This is a genomic window from Shewanella profunda (assembly GCF_023283765.1).
Classification (GTDB): Bacteria; Pseudomonadota; Gammaproteobacteria; order Enterobacterales; family Shewanellaceae; genus Shewanella; species Shewanella profunda.
The window spans coordinates 38476-60445 of sequence record NZ_JAKILG010000028.1; the positions used below are offsets into that span (position 1 = coordinate 38476).

Consider the following 21970-nt stretch of genomic DNA (forward strand, 5'->3'; position numbering starts at 1 on the left):
CCACCATTTAATACGCCCAAGATTTGTTAAACCAAGCATACATCTTGCGGCGTAAACGCGTTACACTAAGCCCATCTTTATCCTAATAGATTCAGTTATGCGGACCGAAAATACAGCCACACTCAATCTTATTTGGGGCGCACTTATTCTTGAGGAACTTGCACGTATTGGGGTGCAACATGTATGCATGGCGCCGGGCTCACGCTCAACACCTTTAACCCTCGCTGCAGCCGAACAAACAAAGCTTAAACGTCACTTACATTTCGATGAACGTGGATTAGGGTTTATGGCCTTAGGTCTTGCGAAAGCAAGCCGTGCACCAGTCGCTATCATTACCACCTCAGGTACTGCCGTCGCCAACTTGTATCCCGCGATTGTTGAAGCTTGGTTGACCCATGTTCCTTTGATCGTCTTGAGTGGCGATCGTCCGCCAGAATTACTCGACTGCGGCGCAAACCAAGCCATAGTTCAGCCCGGTATTTTTGCTCATTACGCCAAGCAAGTTAACTTACCCACACCCGATGTGCATATAGCGCCACAGGCCTTACTGACAACCGTTGATGAAGCACTAGCGAATCAAACTCGTCCGGTGCACATAAACTGCATGTACCGTGAACCTTTGTATCCAAGTGAACTAGGGGCAGCCATTCTCGATACTGAATCGCCCTACCTCAAACCCTTACAAACTTGGCTGCAACTGTCACGCCCTTACACTCAATACGGTAAATATAAGCAATTTAGCAGTCCGAGCGACGATGCCATAATGCGTTTTGTCCACGGTAAAGGGGTGATTGTTGCCGGCACATTAACACCTGAACAAGATCCACAACAGCTCATTGCCCTGTCACAAAAAATCGGCTGGCCTCTACTCACAGATGCACAATCACAACTGCGCCAACACCCCGCTGCGATAGGAAATATTGATCAACTACTGCAACATCCAAAGGCACGTAATCTTTTGCAAGAAGCGGATCGCGTGCTGGTGTTCGGTGGCCGCTTATTATCAAAACGCTTGATAGGTTATTTAGCAGAGCAGAACTGGCACAGTTACTGGCAAGTGCTGCCCGAGCAGGACAGGCTCGATCCGAGCCACAATGCTAAACACGTTTGGCATGCGAATGCCGCGCAATTTGCAGCATTAAATTGGTATCGCTCCTCCTCCGCGAACTGGGCAAATACGTTAATTACCTATAACGATGAATTACATAACTTATTTGTTCGCAATATCGACCATGGCGAGTTTGGTGAAGCACAGGTCGTACGCGCCATCGCTAATACGCGTCCCTTAGAACAGCAGTTTTTTATTGGTAACAGCTTACCTGTACGTTTGTACGATATGTATGCCCCTGTAAGTTGCTGTACCGCTACCACCTATACTAACCGCGGCGCCTCGGGAATTGACGGTCTACTCGCAACGGCTTGTGGTATTGCAGCCCACGAAGGTAAACCCACCAGTTTGATCATTGGTGATTTATCCCAATTGCACGATCTTAACTCCCTTGCTATTGCTCGCAGTTTAACCAGCCCATTGGTGATCATTATCCTCAATAATGATGGTGGTAATATCTTCAACTTACTGCCAGTCCCTAATGAACAAGTTCGCAATGACTATTATCGACTTAGCCATGGCTTAGAATTTGGGTACGCCGCAGCCATGTTTAATTTGCCTTATAATCAAGTGGATAATTTAGCCGATTTCCTAGATAGCTATAACGAAGCGCTGGATTTTCAGGGGGCTTCTATCATTGAAGTCAATGTGAGTAAAACACAAGCCAGCGACCAAATCGCAGCGCTCAATCTTTGGGTGAAACAAAGCTAATGCCAATCCTAGCCCGCTACGGTGAAACGTCACTGCCGACCTTAGTGTTACTGCACGGTTTTTTGGGCACTAAGGCCGACTGGCTACCGTTAATGCCCACACTGAGCCAGTACTTTCATTGTATCTGTGTTGATCTACCTGGCCATGGTGATAATCAAGGGGAGTTAGCGCCAACCGAATTGGATGATGGATTTAGTCAATGCGTCGAAGATGTTATGGCGCGGCTTAATGGTCTTCATATTGACCGATTCCACCTCTATGGTTATTCCCTCGGCGGTCGTATTGCCCTACACCTTGCCAAGGCACATCCCCAAAGACTACTGAGTTTAAATCTCGAATCATGTCATCCAGGGCTTGAATTACTGGCAGAAAAAACCGCCAGATCCACGAATGATGCACTATGGGCTGAGCGTTTAATCAGACTGAGCAACCGGGATTTTTTGGCCTTGTGGTATCAACAGGCTGTTTTTGCCGATATGACAACAGCTAAGCGCCAAAGTGTTATTGATTTACGGGCAAGCGTATTAGATCAGCATCCCAAACAAAAGCTAAAACAGATATACCTAGCCACTTCACTTGCCCGACAGGCATCAATGTGGGATTTACCCTCACAATTAACCTGTGAGTGCCATTTTTTTGCTGGCACTGAAGATACCAAATTTTCGGCAATTGCCAAAAAATGGCAACTGCAAGCCCCCATTCTCGTCCATAGCATTAACGGTGCAGGGCACAACATACATCAAATGGCACCCACTGCATTAATCTCAAAAATAGTGGCCTTGTTAGGGTAATTTACCGAATAAGAATGTAGGAAGCATATGATTTTAACGTCGCTTAGCTTGTATCAATACCGACTGCCACTCGAGACATTGCTCCCCGTGGGTAAGCAACGAATCGACCACAGAGTAGGGTTAGTCTTGCAAGCCTGCACCAGTGCTGACGATCAATACCAACAGGTTGAAGTTGATATTGCCCCACTATCAGGTATCGATATTGACCAGCACGATATCATAGGATTTAGCCGTGAAAGCCTTACCCAAGTGCAAACTGCACTAACTGAGTTATTACCCCAGCTCTGCGGGCAAAACATCGATAAACTTATCGAGTTTTCCGAACAAAGTCCTTATCCTTCACTGGCCTTCGGCTTAAGTCTGCTGCATGCAAAATTAATGGGTAAACTCGGTACTGTTAGGCCACAAAGCACCACAATACCTTTAATTTATCATCCAACCGATGCAAGTAACGCACTGCTGGCTAACAAAATTGCTAACCTCAGCATGGATGTTCACTCAGTAAAAGTGAAAGTTGGGCAGACCTCAATCGAGGATGAGCTGAGTTTAATTTATGGCATTTTAGGTACACGGCCAGATCTTAAACTACGTTTAGATGCAAACCGTGGCCTTACCCTAGAACAAGCCATCGCATTTGCCGCTTGCTTGCCCTTAGACGCCATCGAATATATCGAAGAGCCTTGCCAGAACCCACAGGATAATATGGCATTTTATCAAGCCATCGGTTTGCCCTATGCTTTAGATGAGTCGCTAAATGATCCTGAATATCAATTTGAGATGCATGAAGGACTCACAGCGCTAATTATCAAGCCTATGCTACTCGGTAGTCTCGAAAAACTATCCAATTTAATCGACACAGCGCACAGCCATGGCGTGCGCTGTATTTTAAGTTCAAGCCTTGAGAGTAGTTTAGGTATCCATGATTTGGCACATTTAGCCACAATCCTCACCCCGGATGAAATCCCTGGTCTGGATACCTTAAATGCCTTTAGCCAAGATTTACTCATTTCATCGGGTAAAACCCAGTGCCTGACACTCCAGCAACTTGAGCTTATCGCGCAGCACGTCGCCCAGACAGAAACGGAAAGTGATAGCGAGTTTGCAGAAACAAAGGACGAGTAACGTGCCATTCGTCCCTGCATCTGTATCAAGCGCGATATCCCCCCTACACCGAGCTGCGAGGGATTTTCCACAGCAAACAGCCATTAAGCTGACTGGACAGGACATCAATTATCAGACGCTAAGCCAGCATATTATCGCCCTTGGTGAGCAATTAACCGCATCGGGTATTAAAGAAGGCGAACCTGTCGCCTGTATTTCAATCAATAACCTTGAAATGATCTGCCTATATTGGGCCTGTATCGATATCGGTGCGATATTTTTCCCGATTTCGCCACGTTTCCCAACCATGCAAGTTCAAGCCTTAATCGATACCCATCAAGTTGGTTATTATTGGAGCCCAACGAGTGACACGGCGCCGCGGCATTGCCGTCGCTTAGAGTTACAGTTCAATCTTATTAGCACTAGCTTAACTAAGCCGATAGATTTTAATCGCCCAACTAATGTGATTTTGACCTCAGGCTCGAGTGGTTTTCCCAAGGCAGCCGTGCATTGCCTAGCCAATCATATTGCCAATGCCGAAGGTGCACGCAGTTTAATCCCTTTAGAAAAGGGCGATGCTTGGCTACTCTCTCTACCTTTATTTCATATCGGCGGCCTTGCCATTCTTAATCGGTGCGCCTTAGTCGCTGCCAGTGTGGTCATGCCAGATCAAGCAATTAGCCTAAACCAGCAGATAGCGCGCGATAAACTAACCCATGTTTCTTTAGTGCCCGCCCAACTTATCAAGTTATTGGCGGACGAAAATACGAAACTTGAAAGTATCAAAGCATTGCTACTCGGCGGCGGCGCTATCGCTGTCGATTTACTCGAACAGCTTAAGCAGCGCAATATTGCGAGTTTCACCAGTTACGGCATGACGGAAATGGGCTCACAAATCACTACTGGCCCAGCCTTAAGTGATGGTAACAGTGGTAAGTTACTCCCCAAGCGCGAACTTAAAATAGAAGATAATGTGATTTGGGTGCGCGGCGAATGTCTGTTTATGGGCTACCTTACCTCGGAAGGAATCCAGCCTTGCGTTGATCAAGATGGTTGGTTTTATACTAAAGATCGAGGTGAATGGGACGAAAATGGCAACCTAAAAATTCTTGGTCGCATCGATAATATGTTTATCTGCGGCGGCGAAAATATCCAGCCAGAAGAAATTGAGGCGGCACTTAAGCAGCATCCTCTTATTGACGATGCCATCGTCTTTGCTGAACCTGATGCACAATTTGGCAATCTACCCGCAGCCATCATTCGCGGCAGTATAACCCATGATTTGCATACTAAAACTGGCGAACTCGAATCCTTTCTCGCCGATAAAATCGCCCGTTTCAAACGCCCACGCCGCTATTACCCTTGGCCTGAAGGTAGTGAGCAAACTGGGCTAAAGGTGAATAGAAAAACCTTAATTAATGAAATAAGAAAAGGCTAAATTTGCAAGAATTGAAACTATAAAAGTAGCTCCTATTCTATAAATTAATGCACTGGGAATAACCTGTTGTTAAAAGTGGATTATTTCAGCCATAAAAAAACCTGCCGTAGCAGGTTTTTTTATGGCTAAGTCACTTTCGCGTGACGCAGCTTAGGCTTCCATGCAGGCTTTTAGCTTGTTCATGGCATTTTTTTCAAGCTGGCGAATACGCTCAGCCGACACTTGGTAAGTCTCTGCCAATTCTTGCAACGTCGTTTTATTGTCATCTAACCAACGGGCACGCAGAATATGCTGGCTGCGTTCGTCTAAGGTTTTGATCGCTGACAATAAACGACCTTGGGCATTGGATTCCCAGTTGTCGTTTTCGATGTTTTCGGCTAAATCTGACGAATGATCTTCAAGATAATGAACTGGGGCAAAATCCTGCTCATCATCGTTATCACTGGTCAAATCAAAAGCGGGGTCCTGGGCTGCCATACGTGATTCCATTTCGGTCACATCTGCCTTAGACACACCTAAATTTTCAGCCACCATAGTGACCTCTTCATCGCTAAACCAACCTAAGCGTTTTTTCGCTTTACGGATGTTAAAGAACAACTTACGTTGTGCTTTAGTGGTTGCGACTTTAACAATACGCCAGTTTTTCAGCACATATTCATGAATTTCTGCTTTGATCCAGTGCACAGCAAAGGACACTAGACGCACACCAACATTGGGATCGAAGCGTTTTACCGCTTTCATCAGACCAATGTTGCCTTCTTGGATCAAATCCGCCTGTGGCAGACCATAACCTGAATAGCCTTTTGCGACATGCACAACAAAGCGTAAATGCGACATAATCAGTTGCTTCGCCGCTTGCAGATCACCGGTTTCCTGCAAACGCTTGGCTAACTCATACTCAGCCTCAGCGTCGAGCATACTGATGCTAGTCACTGAATGGATATAAGCTTCTAGACTACTACTGCCCCGTGGGACTGTCAGTGCCATTGATTGCGTTTGAAAGGTCATTCGCGCTCCTACTTTTCTTACTAAATACTTATCAAATATAAGTCGATTGTATTCTTGGGTTATTACAAAATACCGCCAAGAATAGGCTGACGAACTATCGGCTAATTGACAGAGTATGTCAACCTTCGCCCGTCTAGGGGGTTACTTTTAACCCCGTTGAGTAGACATTGCAAGTGAACAAAAGTTCATCGTTAACGTTTTTTGCCTATCCATTCTAGATTTAATTTATTGATAACTAAGAAGGTTCAATTGCCCGCAGATGTTGTCGTACGGATAAATACGAACCCAACCAGCCTAGGAAGGATGCTAACCCCACTAATTGTAGCAGCTCTAATAATGTGAGTGATTTCATTTCAAGTTGGCTGCCATACAAACCCAACAACTCAGCGAGCGCCGAGTCGAGATACCAAACGAGTAAATTAATAATAATCCAAGCTAATATGCCACCAATGACCCCATACCAAATACCGGTATAAAGGAAGGGTCGCTGGATAAAAGACTCGGTCGCTCCCACTAATTTCATCACTTCTATTTCGGTACGGCGGTTCATAATCGCCAAACGAATCGTGTTACCGATAACCAGCACGACGGCCAATACCAGTAAAGCGGCAATCGCCATCACAGTACGTTCGAGCAAGCGAACTACCGCCTGTAAACGCTCAAGCCATTCGATATCTAGGCGGCCAAAGCTAATTTCTGGTTCACGCTCTAATTTAGTTAATAGCTCACGTGCTCCCACAGGGGTGGAGTATCTCGGTGTAGGTGTCACAGTAATAACGGCTGGGAGTGGATTTTTATCAAGGTAAGCCAAGGCTTCACCAAAGCCAGATAGACGCTGGAACTCCTCTAAGGCTTGGTTGCGATCGATATACTGCACCTTGTCCACTTCGGAGTAAGTACGGATGCGCGTTAGCAGACTCTGGATCGTTTGCTCACTGCGATTTTCATCAATAAATAATGAGATCTCTGCGGCGCTGTTCCATGAACTGGTAATAGTCTCAGCGTTTTTAACTAAGACCTGTAGTGCTGCTGGTAAACTTAAGCTCACGCCCAGCACCGCCATGGTCATTACCGATGAAACGGGATTACGCCACAGCTCGCCCATACTCGCCATTGCCTGCTGTGCGTGCCGGATAAAAAACATCACAATCCGACCCGATATCGGCAATTTACTGCGGGTTAACTTCGCTTTATCGCTCATTGCCCTTCACCTCTATTGGTCGGCGCACTGCGTGCGTGCACGCTATGGTGGAGCTCTTGTGCGCCCAACATTCGGCCTTGTTTTAAGGTGAAAGTGCGGTACTTCATCCGCGCAATCAGCCCCAGATCATGGGTAGCAATTAATACGCTAGTGCCCGCATCGTTAAAGGTTTCAAACAGACGCAAAATATCCATCGATAATTTGGGATCTAAGTTACCCGTAGGTTCATCGGCGAGCAGCAAAGGGGGTTTGTTCACAATCGCACGGGCGATGCCCACACGCTGTTGTTCACCACCAGACAACATAATTGGGTTATGGCGTTCTTTGCCATATAAACCGACCATGTCGAGTGCACCAGCCACCCGCTTACGGATTTCTCCGTGGGAAAACCCTTCAATCACCAAAGGCAGAGCCACGTTGTCGAACACGCTACGGTCCATCAACAGATGATGGCTTTGGAAAATCATGCCGATATTACGGCGTAAATAAGGCACATGCTTAGCACTAATTTTGGCAATATCATGGCCGTTAATCGCGACTCGACCCGTTGTCGCCCGTTCGATAACGGTGATCAATTTCAACAGCGTACTTTTACCCGCACCCGAGTGGCCGGTTAAAAATGCCATTTCACCTTGCTGTAGGTGAAAATTGACATCTTCCAGCGCCATTTGGCCGCCAGGATAAATCTTACTGACCTGCTGAAAATCAATCATAAATTAGCTATCCGCTTTTTCTTGAGTGAACAAGGCATCGATAAACTCTTTTGAATTAAAGGTCCGCAAATCATCAATTTGCTCACCGACACCTATGTAACGGATCGGAATGTTAAACTTGTCGGCAATCGCAAATACCACGCCACCCTTAGCCGTTCCATCTAACTTGCTGATAGTAAGACCCGTTACACCCACGGCTTCTTGGAATAACTGCGCTTGACTGATGGCATTTTGCCCCGTGCTCGCATCCAGTGTCAGCATAACCTCATGTGGCGCTTCTGGGTCGAGTTTCTTCATCACCCGCACAACTTTCTTTAACTCTTCCATCAAGTGGGCTTTATTTTGTAGACGACCAGCAGTGTCAGCGATCAACACATCTACTTTACGCGCCTTCGCGGCTTGCAGTGCATCGAACAATACTGAGGCACTGTCCGCGCCAGTATGCTGGGCGACGACGGTAATATCGTTGCGTTGTCCCCACACCTGTAATTGCTCTACCGCTGCTGCGCGGAAGGTATCACCGGCGGCTAACATCACCGATTTACCTTGGCTTTGATATTGTTTAGCCAATTTGCCGATAGTGGTAGTTTTACCCACACCATTGACGCCGACCATTAAGATCACAAATGGGCCATTGGCATTGTCGGGCACTAACGGAATAGCGACGGGATCGAGTGTTTTTTGCAACTCATCGCGCAGTAAATCATATAGAGCCTCAGCATCTTTAAGCTGCTTACGTGATGCATGCTCGGTCAACTTTTTAATTAATCGCGTTGTAGTTTCGACGCCAACGTCAGCAATCAGTAACTGTTCTTCAAGCTCATCGAATAGATCATCATCAATCTTTTTGCCGCGAAATAGGCCAATAAAACCACTACCAATGTTTTCACTGGTGCGCATCAAGCCGCGTTTAAGGCGAGCAAATAGTCCTTCTTTCACTGGCCTTGCCTGTGGCTCTGGCTGCAATTCGGTGACAGGTTCAGTGGTTTGTTCAGCTTCGGCTTGAACTAATTGCTCTGCAGCGGCTTGCTCGGCCGCTAACTGCTGTGCTGCCAATTGTTCTACGATACGTTGCTCTGCTTCTAACTGTGCGGCGGCTAACGTCTCTGCGGTATGCTTTTCGGCCCTGAGTAGTTCTGCGGCCAAACGTGCTGCTTCGGCTTGCTGCTTAGCGAAGTCCAGCGCTTCAATTCGCGCATGCTCTAGGGCAAATTGCTCTGCTTCGGCTTTTATCTGTGCTTGTTCGACAGCGAATTGTTCCGAAGCCTGTTTTTCGGTGTGAGCTTGACCTTCGGCCCCTGCAGCCAAACGTTGCGCCTCTGTTTGTTCCTGCTCCAAAGGCTGTGCTGCATCAGTATCTTGTGTTGGAGTAACGACTGGAGTTTCAGCGACAACCTCATCTTGTGACTTATCTTTACGAAACCAAGAGAATAAACCTTTCTTTGCCATGTGTGATTCCAGCGCTCTACTTCAGTATTGAATTTTGAATAAGACCCTGATGTTATACCAGATTACCTTGGCAATTACGCCCAAAAAGTCAGCAATTAGCTAAGCTCTCTTAGCCTTCTCACCTTTTCGTGAGACTTTGATATAAAATAGCGGTCTTTATTAAGGTGGCATAGTCTACCACTTTCTTTCTTCAGGCAAAATCACGGGGGAGCTTTGATTAAGAACCGAGCGGCCAATCATAGTGCGGTCAAACATAGTGCGACCAAAAATCCAGCTGCCAAAAATAAACTGGGCACAGGCCAAGTGCGGATCATTGCTGGGCAATGGCGTTCGCGTCGTTTACCTATTCAGGATCTCGATGGCTTACGTCCAACAACAGACAGAGTACGGGAAACACTGTTTAACTGGCTTGCCAATGACATAGTGAATGCTCGTGTGCTCGATTGTTTTGGTGGTAGTGGTGCACTGGCCTTCGAGGCATTATCTCGCTATGCCAGCTTTGCCAAGATTATCGAGTTGCAACGCACCGCTGCCATGCAGTTAAAAGACAATCTACAGACCCTAAAATGTGACAAGGCCGAAGTACTCAATGCCGATACGTTAGTGGTGCTGCAAAGGGGCTGCGAGCAAGGCTTTGATGTGGTGTTTATCGACCCTCCTTTTCGTAAAGGTTTAGCTGAAAAGACCATTCAACTGCTCGACACCCATGACTGGCTCAATGATGGCGCTTTGATTTATGTCGAAATCGAGTCTGAATTATCCCAGCTCGCCATTCCACCTTGCTGGCAGGCCTTAAAAGAAAAGAATGCTGGGCAAGTGAGCTACCGTTTATATCAATATCAAGATGCAGACACGGCTAAGATAGAAGAGGAAAACCATGCCCTTGCTGATTAACTTAGGCAAAACCATTACGCTAGTTGCTTGGCTGATGATGATCTATAACCTCATCATACCATTTGACGGTAATGTAGCGATTATTTTGAATATTTTGCTTGGGATTACCAGCATGATGCATTGCTTCCAAGTGGCAATCTTCCATATGCTGTTTAAGAACTTGCTGCCGCTAAATAAAAAAGATTATCTGCAAGTGTTTATCTTCGGTATTTTTAGCCTGTTAGTTTATCGTCAACGTGTTTTAGCGACGACAAATGCGCAGGAAAATTATCAGCAATGAAGAGTTATAATCCAGGCAGCAAAAAGCCCTCAAAAGAGGGCTTTTTAGCTAAATAACAAATTGTTAAAACCTATTATCCTTTTGGATAGGGGTGAGCTACACCTTTATGGCAGTCAACACAGGTTTTTCTGGCTTCTGCATCTTTCTTGAAGTTATTGGTGTGCATTCTGACAGCCATTTTGCTCATGGTTTCTGGCTGGTTTTCATAGATGCGAGTATGGCAGTGTTGACAGTTAGCAGAGTCATTGCTGCGGAAATACTTGAGTGCCAGATCGGCTTGCTCTTTACGATTTTCATCCAGCCAAGCTTGTGTGTTAAAACCATCAATAGTTAAGAAACCATATAAGTCTTTAGATACAATGATTTTTTTAATCAAATAATCCACGGGACCATGTGGTAAGTGACAGTCTTGGCACTGAACAGTCACACCCGCACGACCACCACCATGGGCAGATGCCAGTACTTCATCCTTAAGTGAATGGTTGCTGTGACAGGACATACAGAACTCATCCGTACTTGTCGCATGTAAGGTTTGTTGGGTTGCGAAATAACCTACCACGCCGATAACAATACCGACGACCATTAGCGCCAGAATTGAATATTTTACGCTAGGTTTAAAGAGTGCACGCCAGTTCATTACTCTATCTCCAAAATTGCTAAAATTAGTTTTTATAAGACTAGTTTATGTTATTTCACTTATTAGAAATTTGATTCTAAGCCGAAAAACACCCATTAAATTAAACTTAAAAGCGCAAAATGAGACATGGCTCTAACAATAAGAATAACAATTGGCTAAAACCAGCACTTGGCAACGTATTAATATACTTTAACCAAAGCTAATTTAATCACCCAAAAATCTCAAGTTACCGAATTTTGGCAAAAATAAATCAATATGTTTATAAAGTTATTTTCACAATGTGAAATTGTGATCAACATCACACATTAAGGCGTTTGTACGACCACAAGGATCAACCACTTATGAAGAACGCTGCCGATTGATGACCAAATGTGCCGTATCATCATCGTAGTTAACCTGGAATAGTGAAAAGGAAAGGACTTGGCATTCGCTGAAATGTGAGTTAACGCATTGCAGCAGAATGTCTCTGTGCTAGAATCGAACTGTTCATTATTTGGAATACTTATGCATCAAACTCTTAGCCGTTATCTATTCGTCATATTCACTTTACTCGCACTTGTCGGGCAAGGTGTTGTGTCTAATGGTCACGCTATGGTGCCGCACACTATGGATATGAGTGCGATGAATCATAAGGTTGCGAATCAAGGAATGGACCACACTGCAATGATGCAAATGAACACAGAGAACACTTCTGACTCCCATTCAATCGCCAACGCGGATTGCTGTAACGATAAAATGCTTCCCGGCGCAAAGCAGCATTGCTGTGATGGCACCACGTCATGTGCAAATGATTGTGGTCATTGTTTGACGATTTCAGTAGCTGGTACTCTTTTTAGCCCACACCTCTGGCCAAGTGTGAGTTTGAGCGATACCGCAATGGCCACTCCTATGCCTCATTTCCACTCTATCTCTTTGTCATCGGCCTTCAAACCACCGATAGCCTAGCCTCACTTTGCCCTAAATGGGCTAATCAGCCCTTAGTAAAAGTTAAGCTAAAACGAGAATTCGGTTAGCCCAAAGCTAACACCCAATTTAGCCGTTTATTGTGGTGCCATATTGTCAATATAGGCGCCCGAGCCCAGCAAAACGCGTATTACTGAGCAGTTTGCTAATCTTTAGTGTCATCCGCCATTTGAGGCGAATACCTTTGATTAACATGCTCACTATCGTTTTATGCGCTCATATTCGGCCGTTAATCCGATGGAGTGAACTATATGAAAATATTAATAAATCTTGCCTTAATTGCCTTATTGATAACCAGCACTAACTCGTTCGCTACGGCTACGGTGCACGAACATCAGCATGACAATGTCAGCCCACAGGAACAAGCTCACACCCATATTTGCCCCATGCACCCTGAAGTGACAGGCAGTAAAGAGGACACTTGCCCTAAATGTGGTATGAACTTAGAGCCAAAGGCGGTAGAAGCAAAACCGGCTGAAGGTGTAGTGAAAAACGCACACAAACACCACTAAGCTTTGCTGGAGATGAGGTATATGAATCCATTTAAAACCGTAAAAAAGCAGGGGCCAAATGCAGTACTGATCATGAGTAGCTTACTCATGGGCGTACCTTTGTTGAGCCATGCCCAACTATCGAATGAACAGGCATCCGTGCCGGCCACAGCCGCCGAGCATGATCATGCATCGAAAACAACCCCATTAAATCAGGTAAAAACCTACACTTGCCCAATGCATCCCGAGGTGCTCAGTCATGAGCCTGGTCGCTGTCCAAAGTGCAATATGTTTTTAGTTGAAAAGGAAGGGGAAGAGGCTAATTCAACAGACCCACATGCGGAACATCAGCATGCGGATCCGTTAGCGACAGACAATGGGCAAACCTCGACCGCAAAAGCCGCGAGTCAAGTGTTCGATACGCCCACACCTAAGGTTGGCAACCTAGTTAAAAAAGCGAACCAAGAAACAACAACTAAGTATATTTGTCCTATGCATGCCCACATCATCAGTGATGTACCCGGCACTTGCCCCATCTGTGGCATGAACTTGGAAAAAGTCGAAACTGGCGGAAATACCCAAGAAATCAATATCAACGTCTCTGGCAGCATGCAACAAGCGCTCGCCATTAAAGTCGCTAAGGTTGAGCGTGACACTCTGTGGAAATTTGTCGAAACCGTTGGCCAAGTCGATTATAACGAGAGCCAAATTACGCATATCCACGCCAGAGTAACGGGTTGGGTAGAAAAACTGATGGTCAAATCCATGGGGGATACGGTCAAGAAAGGGCAACTACTCTACGAGATCTACTCACCGGATTTAGTGAACGCCCAGGATGATTATTTACTCGCCTTAGATACAGCCAAAACTTCGGGCAACCAAAGATATCAAGATCTCGTCCGTAGAGCGGGGTTAAGGCTGTCGTTCCTTGGGTTTAACGAGCAACAAATCAAACGATTAACCGACTCGCGCCAAACCCAGTATCGCGTGCCCTTTTATGCCCAGCAGGATGGGGTTGTCGAAACACTCTCTATCCGTGATGGTATGTATATTGAGCCATCCACCGAGGTGATGTCGTTAGTTGACCTCTCTAAGGTATGGGTGATTGCCGATGTGTTTGAAAATGAACAAAGTTGGATAGTAAAAGGCCAAGAGGCCGAAGTGGCGGTTCCCGCGATGAACTTAAGCGGGATCAAAGGCACCATAGATTATATCTATCCAGAGCTCGATCCTGTCACCCGCAGCTTACGCGTGCGCATAGTGCTAAATAACTCCCATGTTTCCCTTAGGCCCAAAACCCTCGCTAAGGTCTCGCTTTTTGGTGGCCCAAATAAGGACACACTAGTGATTCCACAGGAAGCCTTAATCCAAACGGGTAAACAGAATCGCGTGATAGTAAAACAAGACGACAATAGTTTTGCCGCCAAAGTCGTGACCGTCGGCATGATGAGTCAGGGTAAGGCAGAGATTGTCTCGGGTTTAACCGAAGGTGAACGTGTGGTGATCTCGGGGCAATTTTTACTCGACTCCGAGGCCAGCCTTAAGGGCAGCTTAATGCGTTTAAGCAGCGGTCATCAGCACTAGGAGCGCGGCATGTTAAAATACATTATCGAAGCCTCCATCAGACAACGATTTATGGTGTTGATCATCGCCATAATGATCACTGTCTGGGGCATACAAGAGTTGCGCAAAACGCCACTCGATGCACTACCGGATCTATCGGATGTGCAAGTGATTATTAAAACTTCCTATCCTGGGCAAGCGCCTAAATTGATAGAAGAGCAAGTCACTTATCCTCTGTCTACCGCTATGCTGGCAGTACCCGGTGCTAAGACAGTGCGTGGCTATTCCATGTTTGGTGACTCCTATGTCTATGTGATTTTTGAAGATGGCACAGATATCTACTGGGCGCGCTCGCGGGTGCTCGAATACTTAAGTCAGATCAGCAGTCGATTGCCACAGGGCGTACAACCGTCCCTTGGCCCCGATGCCTCAGGTGTGGGTTGGGTATTTGAATATGCGCTGGTCGATCGCTCCGGCAGTTTAGATTTATCACAGCTCAAGAGTCTGCAGGATTGGTATCTCAAGCTTGAATTACAAAGCGTTGCAGGCGTATCAGAAGTCGCAACCGTGGGCGGCATGGAGCAAACCTATCAGATAGTGCTCGAACCCGACAAGATGGCTATCTATAAACTGGATATCGCCAGCATCAAAAATGCGATAGAAAAATCCAATAGCGAGGCGGGCGGCTCAGTCATTGAAATGGCTGAAGCTGAGTATATGGTGCGCGCCAAAGGCTATCGTCAGACCCTTGAGGATTTCCGCGAAATTCCATTAGGCATCACCAGTCCTTCTGGCACGGGTCTATTACTCAAGGATGTCGCCACCGTGCGCAAAGGCCCGGCCTCACGCCGTGGTATTGCCGAACTCGACGGTGAAGGTGAAGTCGTCGGCGGCATTATCGTGATGCGTTACGGTGAAAACGCCCTAGCGACCATAGATGCCGTGAAGGCTAAACTGGAAGAACTGAAAGCCGGTTTGCCCGATGGAGTCGAAATCATCCCCACCTACGACAGATCCCAATTAATCCTTAATTCCGTTGATAATTTATTCAGTAAGGTCGTCGAAGAAATGCTAGTGGTAGGGCTGGTCTGCCTGCTGTTTTTACTGCACGCACGCTCGACCTTAGTCGCCATCATCACCCTTCCACTCTCGATACTCATCGCCTTTATCGTAATGAATAAGATGGGGGTTAACGCCAACATTATGAGCCTTGGGGGTATCGCGATTGCCATAGGCGCAGTTGTAGACGGCGCGATTGTGATGATTGAAAACCTGCACAAACATTTGGAGCAATTTCACGCCGAACATAACCGAGAACCCGATACCAAAGAGCACTGGCGCATAGTGACAGAAGCCTCAACCGAGGTCGGCCCAGCACTATTTTTCTCTTTAATTATTATTACGTTAAGTTTTGTACCTGTGTTTGCACTCGAAGCACAGGAAGGCCGTTTATTTGCGCCGCTGGCATACACTAAATCCTTTGCTATGGCAGCCTCGGCATTGTTGGCAATTACGCTGGTGCCGATTTTAATGGGCTATTTTATTCGCGGGAAAATTCCGAGTGAAAATAAAAATCCCATCAGTCGCTTCCTGATCGCCTTATATAAACCATCGCTGAATCTGGTACTTAGGTTTCCAAAGGTCACCCTTACCTTAGCCTTAATTGTATTCGTGAGCGCTTGGTATCCGATGACACGTATGGGCAGTGAGTTTATGCCCGAGCTAGAAGAAGGCGATTTACTCTACATGCCAACCGCTTTACCTGGGATCAGTGCCAGCAAAGCCGCCGAAGTGTTACAGCAAACGGATCGTTTGATCAAAACAGTCCCTGAAGTTGCTCGTGTATTTGGCAAAGTGGGCCGGGCCGAGACAGCAACCGATCCTGCCCCCTTAACTATGCTCGAAACCACGATCATGCTTAAACCCCATGGGGAATGGCGCGATGGCATGACCTTAGATGGTATCATCGCCCAATTACAACAAACGGTGAAAGTGCCGGGGATCACCAATGCTTGGGTTCAACCCATCAAAACCCGTATCGATATGCTCTCGACTGGGATAAAAACCCCCGTTGGCATTAAGATCACCGGCGCCGATGTCAACGAACTACAAAGCCTAGGAGCAGAAATAGAGGCCATTCTCAGTAGAGTGCCACACACTAAGTCGGCCTATGCTGAACGCAGTGGCGGCGGGCGTTATATCGATATCACCCCTAAACTCGATGTGGCCGCACGTTATGGTATGTCATTGCAAGATATTCAAGATGTGGTGCGTTACGCCATTGGTGGTATGGATATTGGCGAATCGGTACAAGGGGCGGAGCGTTACCCTATCAACTTACGTTATCCCCGTGAGCTACGGGATAATATCGAGAAGTTGCGCGAGCTGCCTGTGATCACTAAATCGGGAAATTACCTGCCACTGCGAAATTTAGCGGATATTGAGATCACCGATGGCGCACCTATGCTCACCAGTGAAAACGGTCGCTTAATCTCTTGGGTGTTTATCGATATTGAAGGCACCTCTATCGGCGAATACATTACTACCGCCAAGCAAGCGTTAAATGCCGAACTCAAGGTGCCACCGCGTTACAGCTACAGCTTCGCTGGGCAGTACGAGTACATGCAGCGAGTCGATGCAAAGCTTAAGCAAGTGATCCCTATGGCATTAGCGGTCATTTTCATTCTGCTGATGATGACATTCGGCTCCACTATGCAGGCGAGCATCATAATGCTGAGTCTGCCCTTCGCCTTGGTCGGCAGCACTTGGCTCCTGTATCTACTGGATTACAACATCTCGGTCGCGGTCGCCGTGGGTATGATCGCCTTGGCTGGTGTCGCCGCTGAGTTTGGGGTGATCATGTTGATCTATCTCAACAACGCCATTAAGCATAGGCAAGAAAAGAACAACTACCATACAGTAGCCGATCTAAAGGAAGCATTAATCGAAGGTGCTGTTATGCGCATTAGACCTAAGGCGATGACAGTTGCCACTATTTTCTTTGGTTTACTGCCCATTATGTGGGGCGCGGGTTCGGGGAATGATGTGATGCAAAAAATCGCCGCACCTATGGTGGGTGGCATGGTGACTGCGCCAATACTGTCGCTGTTTGTCCTGCCCGCCCTCTATCTGCTGATTTACTCGCGTAAGCTAAAGAAAGATGCCGCGCATATGAACTAACGACTGCATATCTCTAATAAAAATCCCCCAAACGATAATCACTTGGGGGATTTTATGATCCTACTCAGGCTATTTAATCACCTTTAAAGAGGCTTATTTGCTCGTATTAACAAACACAGGGTTGGAATAAAACCACAGATCATCATAGTTACGGTCATTAATTTTGTTATACCAAGTTTGCACCGATTCATCTTCGGCTTGATTAATCACAGCGGACTTTAAAGGATTGCCCTTTTCAGTCAGATTGGCTTGGTTGTAATCTAGATTAGTGCCACGTAAACGGAAATATTGATGCTTATCAGCGATAAAACTGTAGCTCATGCTGTAGTATCCATCGGCGTCTTTTTGCCAATCAGCACTGGTAAAGGTCTTAACGACTAAGGTTGAATCGTTAGTTTCCTTTTCATATGCCGTTGTACCCGCTTCAGCGCGCGGACCCACATTACCCGCAATCAAGTCGATATGATGCACGCCAGGATTAACTCCCGCATAAATTTCATTACCGATATCTGATTCTTTATTATTAACAGTGGGGCTTTTAAAGCGAATAGAAAGAGTTAACTTATCACCCGCTTTCGCCACCAAAGTTTGCCCCATAGTGACGCTATTACTACTACTTTCAAGCTTAAAATCCAAGGCATCGATCAGATCACCAAATACAGAAAAGCTATTCCCCGAACGCAAACCGTCCAAGAGGGCTTTAGTGTCTTGACCATCGACCCAAGTATAACTTTTAGCATATTCACCTGGATAATAACTGCTTGCATAAGGTGGGCGTGTTTTAAAGTGGATATCAGAGTTACCCATATTCCAAATCTGACGACCTTCGCCTAACAGCGCATCCCACCAACCACCAACCTGTGCAACCACAGGGTCAACCCCACCATATACACCACTACTGCGCTCAGCATAATCGCCGCGATTACCACTAAATTGTCCACCAACCAGACCTTCAACTAAAAAGAAAACATTGGGAGCGGCATCATTCAGCTCCCTTACATCTTTAATGGTGTAGCTGGTTAAATAGCGACGAGGGTGATTTAACATGCCGTAGCTACTATCAGGATAGTGAGTCTCTAGCCACGTCAAGGCAGCGATGGCATCTTGGTGAGTCTGATTTTGACGGGTGTCACCCGCAGCCTCCCAAGCGGCAATATCTTTAGCATTAAAGTCTTCGATACTATTTTTACTACTAAATCGATATTCGAACGTCTTAATTGCCGCAAGGACTTCGGACTCATCGCCTAGAATACCGATATTAAAATGTTCGTGGGTAGGCATATCCCACTCGAAACTCGAGTAGGCAAGTTTGCCCTCATATTTAGACATAGAGGACTTAAGGCCGGGATTTTCATACTGAATAAGTGCATCGTAAAAAAGCAACCCACCCAAATCGTTGTCATCATTATCTTGGCTGTTATCGCGCATGTGATTTGATAATGCGACATAGTCTAAATTGAAGTCATCAAACGCCCACCTCAAGATATCAGACTGGGTTTCGCGGGCATCCTGCGAAACCGCGGTATGCACATGCAAGTCACCCTTTAACCAACGCCCCGTGGGTTCAATAGGTGTCGGATTAGTGTCTTCTGAGTCTGAATTACAACCAGATAGCACCATAAGAGAAGACAATAAAACCATATTTAGCTTGATCACTTTACGCACGAATAACCTCTTTATATTCATCAAATCGGAACCAGAATATAAGTCGAACGGATGACATGGTAATGACAGCCATATTCGCTAACAATAAAATAAACTTCTAAGATAATAGCGCCTCTGATAGTGCTTAACTCTGTTGCCAATTGCACCCTTAACATCTGATCGCCCGGTATAAGCCGATGTGAAAGTAGGCTACGGTGTTTTTTATGTATCCCATTGGTAATTCTAGCCATCATAGACCCTGAAGATACAATCGTGATAATGTAGCCCCACTAAATTAGCTATGACGACAATGCTGTAACACACTAAATCTTAAGTATTAAAGTGATTAACGGAAACCTAAAACTTAAAGTAACTCATCGTGGTTTCTTATCAAAACTAATATCAATAATCATTATTTAGAGTAAAAGGCGACCATATGGTAAATCATAAATCTACCACCGGATTCCAGCGATTTCTCAATACCGTAGAAACAGTAGGAAATAAACTCCCAGATCCGGCAGTGTTGTTTGCCATGTTTTTAGGCTTGGTCTGGTTGATCTCTTGGTGGTTATCTGGCGTCAGTTTTGATGAGATAGATCCCCGCAGCGGTAACCCAATTCAAATTGTGAATATGCTTGATGGTAGTGCGTTAACCGCTTTTACCTCGGCGATGGTCACGACCTTTGTCACTTTCCCGCCGCTAGGTGTGGTGCTTGTGGCCATGCTGGGCCTAGGCGTTGCTGAACATACTGGCTTTATTAATGCGGGGCTGCGTTCAATTTTATCTGTCACCCCTAAAATGCTGCTGACTCCGGTACTGATCGCCGTTGGTATTCTCAGCCATGTCGCTGTAGATGCGGGTTATGTACTCGTGATCCCGCTCGGCGCTGTGATTTTTTATGCCGCAGGCCGTCATCCCTTAGCGGGGATTGCCGCCGCTTTTGCCGGTGTATCCGGTGGTTTTTCGGCAACGGTTGGCGTGCCATCGAGCCTTGACCCTATGTTGGCCGGTTTAACTCAAGCTGCAGCACGATTATCTGCCGATCCTGCCGCGGCAACGTTAACCATTAACCCGCTGAATAACCTATTTTTTACCTCAGCGTCGGCCGTCTTAATTATCTTAGTTGGCTGGTTTATTACCGATAAAATTATCGAACCACGCCTGAAAAACACCGCCGTTAATGGCGATCCCGCGAATCTACCTATCCTTGATGAACTTAAACCCCATGAACGCCGAGGGCTGAGATTTGCCATGGCTTCCATGTTGTTTTGTGCTCTAGGACTAGCATTGACCGCCTACGGTGACAACTCAGCTTGGCGTGGTGCAGACGGTGCATTAACCAGTGCTTCAGCCCCCCTAATGCGGTCGATTGTGGCAATTATTTTTGTGTTTTTCCTCGTTCCCGGCATAGTGTATGGCTATGCCGCGGGTACAGCCAACAACCACAGAGCCATTATTCAGGGCATGAGTAAGTCCATGAGCGGTATGGGTTATTACATAGTGATGGCCTTTTTCTGTGCGCAATTTATTTATGCTTTCGGCCAATCGAATCTGGGCGCGTTGATGGCAATAAAAGGTGCGTTGGCATTAAAAGAATTAGCACTGCCTATGGGCGTCACACTGGTAGGGATCGTTTTCCTGACCGCGCTGGTAAACCTATTGGTTGGTTCCGCTTCTGCTAAATGGGCACTAATTGGTGCCATTATGGTTCCTATGCTAATGGAGCTAGGCGTGTCACCCGATTTGACTCAAGCCGCTTACCGGGTTGGAGACTCATCAACCAATATCATCACACCACTAATGCCCTACTTTCCATTGATTGTGGTGTTCTGCCAAAAATACGTTAAAGAGTCGGGTATCGGCACCCTAGTCGCGCTTATGTTACCGTTTTCTATCTGTTTTCTATTGCTATGGAGCGGTTTCTTGCTGGCATACTGGGCCTTAGGCTTGCCATTAGGTATTGGCAGCTCGTTCACCTTCCCAGCTTTACCTTAATTTGAGGTTTATTATGCAAGTGGATGGTACCCAGACAGTGGATCTCTTAATCTCACATAGCCAAATTCTAGTGCGTTCTAGAGGATTTGATGAAGAATTGAGTCGATGGGGACATGAAAATATTACCCAAGGAGCACTTCTACATAGAGATTATTTACTATTTGATCCTATTGTGGAGGACGCCTTTGGGGCAAACGTTATTCTGTCTATATGCAGTGAGTTCAAGATGGATCTAGGTTGCCAACGTTGTATCGTTGCACCATTTTATGTCGTTGACAAAGAGCAAGTTGAAGTCGCATCGGCCGCTGAAAAATTTAAGATTAATTTGCCACTTAATGATGAACTCTACTCGGTATATTATGAGGTGTGCGAGGGTGAGGAAGTATTTTATAAATTTACTTTCATTCCTTCTATCAATGTTGTGAAACCCCAATACCTATTAGATGATCCTTGGGGAGGGGCAAAAGGAAAGAAAATGATTGCCGGTTTCGCGCAGTAACATGTTCAGCCGAGTTGAGGTTTCGAGACTCGATTTTGTTCGTTTAGGCAAAGCCTAACCCGTGAAACAAAAAACGATGTTTAGTACCGCTAAATGAGTGACAAATGGCTGGATATAAAAACCACAAAAATCATAATTCCGTAATCCAGCAGCTCAGATATCAATTAAAAATAAACTATTGCTATTTTTAACTAACCTGAGATCGGTTTAACAAGCCATAACTGCAATAGCATTAAACTCTGCGTTAGTGATGTTCAGTTGTGGCTTATTGTCTTTCAATTGATAGGCGATAAGTCCCGCAAT

At 46.0% G+C, this 21970-nt stretch carries 18 protein-coding genes and 1 pseudogene; 12 read left to right on the plus strand and 7 right to left on the minus strand.

The window, feature by feature from the left end; genetic code table 11:
- Nucleotides 1-97 precede the first annotated feature (97 nt).
- From menD to menE, 4 genes are read left to right on the plus strand one after another with little or no spacing between them, the layout of a single operon-like run.
- The gene (gene menD / locus L2744_RS13705; RefSeq protein WP_248992432.1) at nt 98-1819 is read left to right on the plus strand and encodes a 2-succinyl-5-enolpyruvyl-6-hydroxy-3-cyclohexene-1-carboxylic-acid synthase; all 1722 of its coding nucleotides are present in this window, start codon (nt 98-100) and stop codon (nt 1817-1819) included.
- Nucleotides 1819-2610: a 2-succinyl-6-hydroxy-2,4-cyclohexadiene-1-carboxylate synthase gene (menH, locus tag L2744_RS13710; protein ID WP_248992433.1), complete on the plus strand. Its 792-nt coding sequence runs from the start codon at nt 1819-1821 to the stop codon at nt 2608-2610. The genes menD and menH overlap by 1 nt, the downstream gene beginning before the upstream one ends.
- A gap of 27 nt (nt 2611-2637) precedes the next feature.
- Complete coding sequence (gene menC, locus L2744_RS13715) at nt 2638-3732, plus strand: o-succinylbenzoate synthase (protein WP_248992434.1); 1095 nt, start codon at nt 2638-2640, stop codon at nt 3730-3732.
- 1 nt (nt 3733) lies between these two features.
- A complete protein-coding gene (gene menE / locus L2744_RS13720; RefSeq protein ID WP_248992435.1) occupies nt 3734-5149 on the plus strand; it encodes an o-succinylbenzoate--CoA ligase in 1416 nt (471 codons plus the stop codon).
- Nucleotides 5150-5299: 150 nt separating this feature from the next.
- Here the strand turns inward: menE and rpoH are convergent, their stop codons facing one another.
- The 4 genes from rpoH to ftsY form a co-directional block, all read right to left on the minus strand.
- Nucleotides 5300-6157 (minus strand): RNA polymerase sigma factor RpoH, encoded by an 858-nt coding sequence (gene rpoH, locus L2744_RS13725; protein ID WP_248992436.1) that lies wholly within the window; start codon nt 6155-6157, stop codon nt 5300-5302.
- Between the two features lie 235 nt (nt 6158-6392).
- The gene (ftsX, locus tag L2744_RS13730; RefSeq protein WP_248992437.1) at nt 6393-7358 is read right to left on the minus strand and encodes a permease-like cell division protein FtsX; all 966 of its coding nucleotides are present in this window, start codon (nt 7356-7358) and stop codon (nt 6393-6395) included.
- Complete coding sequence (gene ftsE / locus L2744_RS13735; RefSeq protein ID WP_248992438.1) at nt 7355-8071, minus strand: cell division ATP-binding protein FtsE; 717 nt, start codon at nt 8069-8071, stop codon at nt 7355-7357. The genes ftsX and ftsE overlap by 4 nt, the downstream gene beginning before the upstream one ends.
- A gap of 3 nt (nt 8072-8074) precedes the next feature.
- Nucleotides 8075-9520, minus strand: coding sequence for a signal recognition particle-docking protein FtsY (ftsY, locus tag L2744_RS13740; RefSeq protein WP_248992439.1), 1446 nt, complete (start codon nt 9518-9520; stop codon nt 8075-8077).
- 216 nt (nt 9521-9736) lie between these two features.
- Between ftsY and rsmD the strand changes: the two genes are divergently transcribed.
- Together rsmD and L2744_RS13750 are read left to right on the plus strand one after the other, a co-directional pair.
- A complete protein-coding gene (rsmD, locus tag L2744_RS13745; protein ID WP_376711950.1) occupies nt 9737-10414 on the plus strand; it encodes a 16S rRNA (guanine(966)-N(2))-methyltransferase RsmD in 678 nt (225 codons plus the stop codon).
- Entirely contained in the window at nt 10398-10694 is a 297-nt protein-coding gene (locus L2744_RS13750; protein ID WP_248992440.1) for a DUF1145 domain-containing protein, read from the plus strand. Before rsmD ends, L2744_RS13750 begins: the two co-directional genes overlap by 17 nt.
- A 73-nt stretch (nt 10695-10767) precedes the next feature.
- Here L2744_RS13750 and L2744_RS13755 read toward each other — a convergent pair whose 3' ends face one another.
- A complete protein-coding gene (locus L2744_RS13755) occupies nt 10768-11331 on the minus strand; it encodes a NapC/NirT family cytochrome c (protein ID WP_248992441.1) in 564 nt (187 codons plus the stop codon).
- Nucleotides 11332-11835: 504 nt separating this feature from the next.
- Here L2744_RS13755 and L2744_RS13760 point away from each other — a divergent pair.
- The 4 genes from L2744_RS13760 to L2744_RS13775 all read left to right on the plus strand — a co-directional run bounded on the left by L2744_RS13760 (nt 11836) and on the right by L2744_RS13775 (nt 17528).
- Nucleotides 11836-12276 (plus strand): hypothetical protein, encoded by a 441-nt coding sequence (locus L2744_RS13760; RefSeq protein WP_248992442.1) that lies wholly within the window; start codon nt 11836-11838, stop codon nt 12274-12276.
- Nucleotides 12277-12545: 269 nt separating this feature from the next.
- A complete protein-coding gene (locus L2744_RS13765) occupies nt 12546-12806 on the plus strand; it encodes a heavy metal-binding domain-containing protein (RefSeq protein ID WP_248992443.1) in 261 nt (86 codons plus the stop codon).
- A gap of 21 nt (nt 12807-12827) precedes the next feature.
- Nucleotides 12828-14369, plus strand: a complete 1542-nt coding sequence (locus tag L2744_RS13770) for an efflux RND transporter periplasmic adaptor subunit (protein ID WP_248992444.1) — start codon at nt 12828-12830, stop codon at nt 14367-14369.
- Nucleotides 14370-14378: 9 nt separating this feature from the next.
- Complete coding sequence (locus L2744_RS13775) at nt 14379-17528, plus strand: efflux RND transporter permease subunit (protein ID WP_248992445.1); 3150 nt, start codon at nt 14379-14381, stop codon at nt 17526-17528.
- 93 nt (nt 17529-17621) lie between these two features.
- On the opposite strand, the gene L2744_RS13780 is transcribed toward L2744_RS13775, so the two are convergent.
- Complete coding sequence (locus L2744_RS13780; protein WP_248992446.1) at nt 17622-19193, minus strand: CehA/McbA family metallohydrolase domain-containing protein; 1572 nt, start codon at nt 19191-19193, stop codon at nt 17622-17624.
- A 415-nt stretch (nt 19194-19608) separates the two neighbouring features.
- On the opposite strand from L2744_RS13780, the gene L2744_RS13785 reads away from it, so the two are divergent.
- Nucleotides 19609-21168, plus strand: a complete 1560-nt coding sequence (locus tag L2744_RS13785; protein WP_248992447.1) for an AbgT family transporter — start codon at nt 19609-19611, stop codon at nt 21166-21168.
- Between the two features lie 13 nt (nt 21169-21181).
- Nucleotides 21182-21667 carry a competence protein ComJ gene (gene comJ / locus L2744_RS13790; protein ID WP_248992448.1) on the plus strand — a complete coding sequence of 162 codons (486 nt, stop codon included), beginning with the start codon at nt 21182-21184 and terminating at the stop codon, nt 21665-21667.
- A 207-nt stretch (nt 21668-21874) separates the two neighbouring features.
- Here the strand turns inward: comJ and L2744_RS13795 are convergent.
- A pseudogene (locus L2744_RS13795) lies at nt 21875-21970 on the minus strand (IS982 family transposase); the annotation flags it as partial.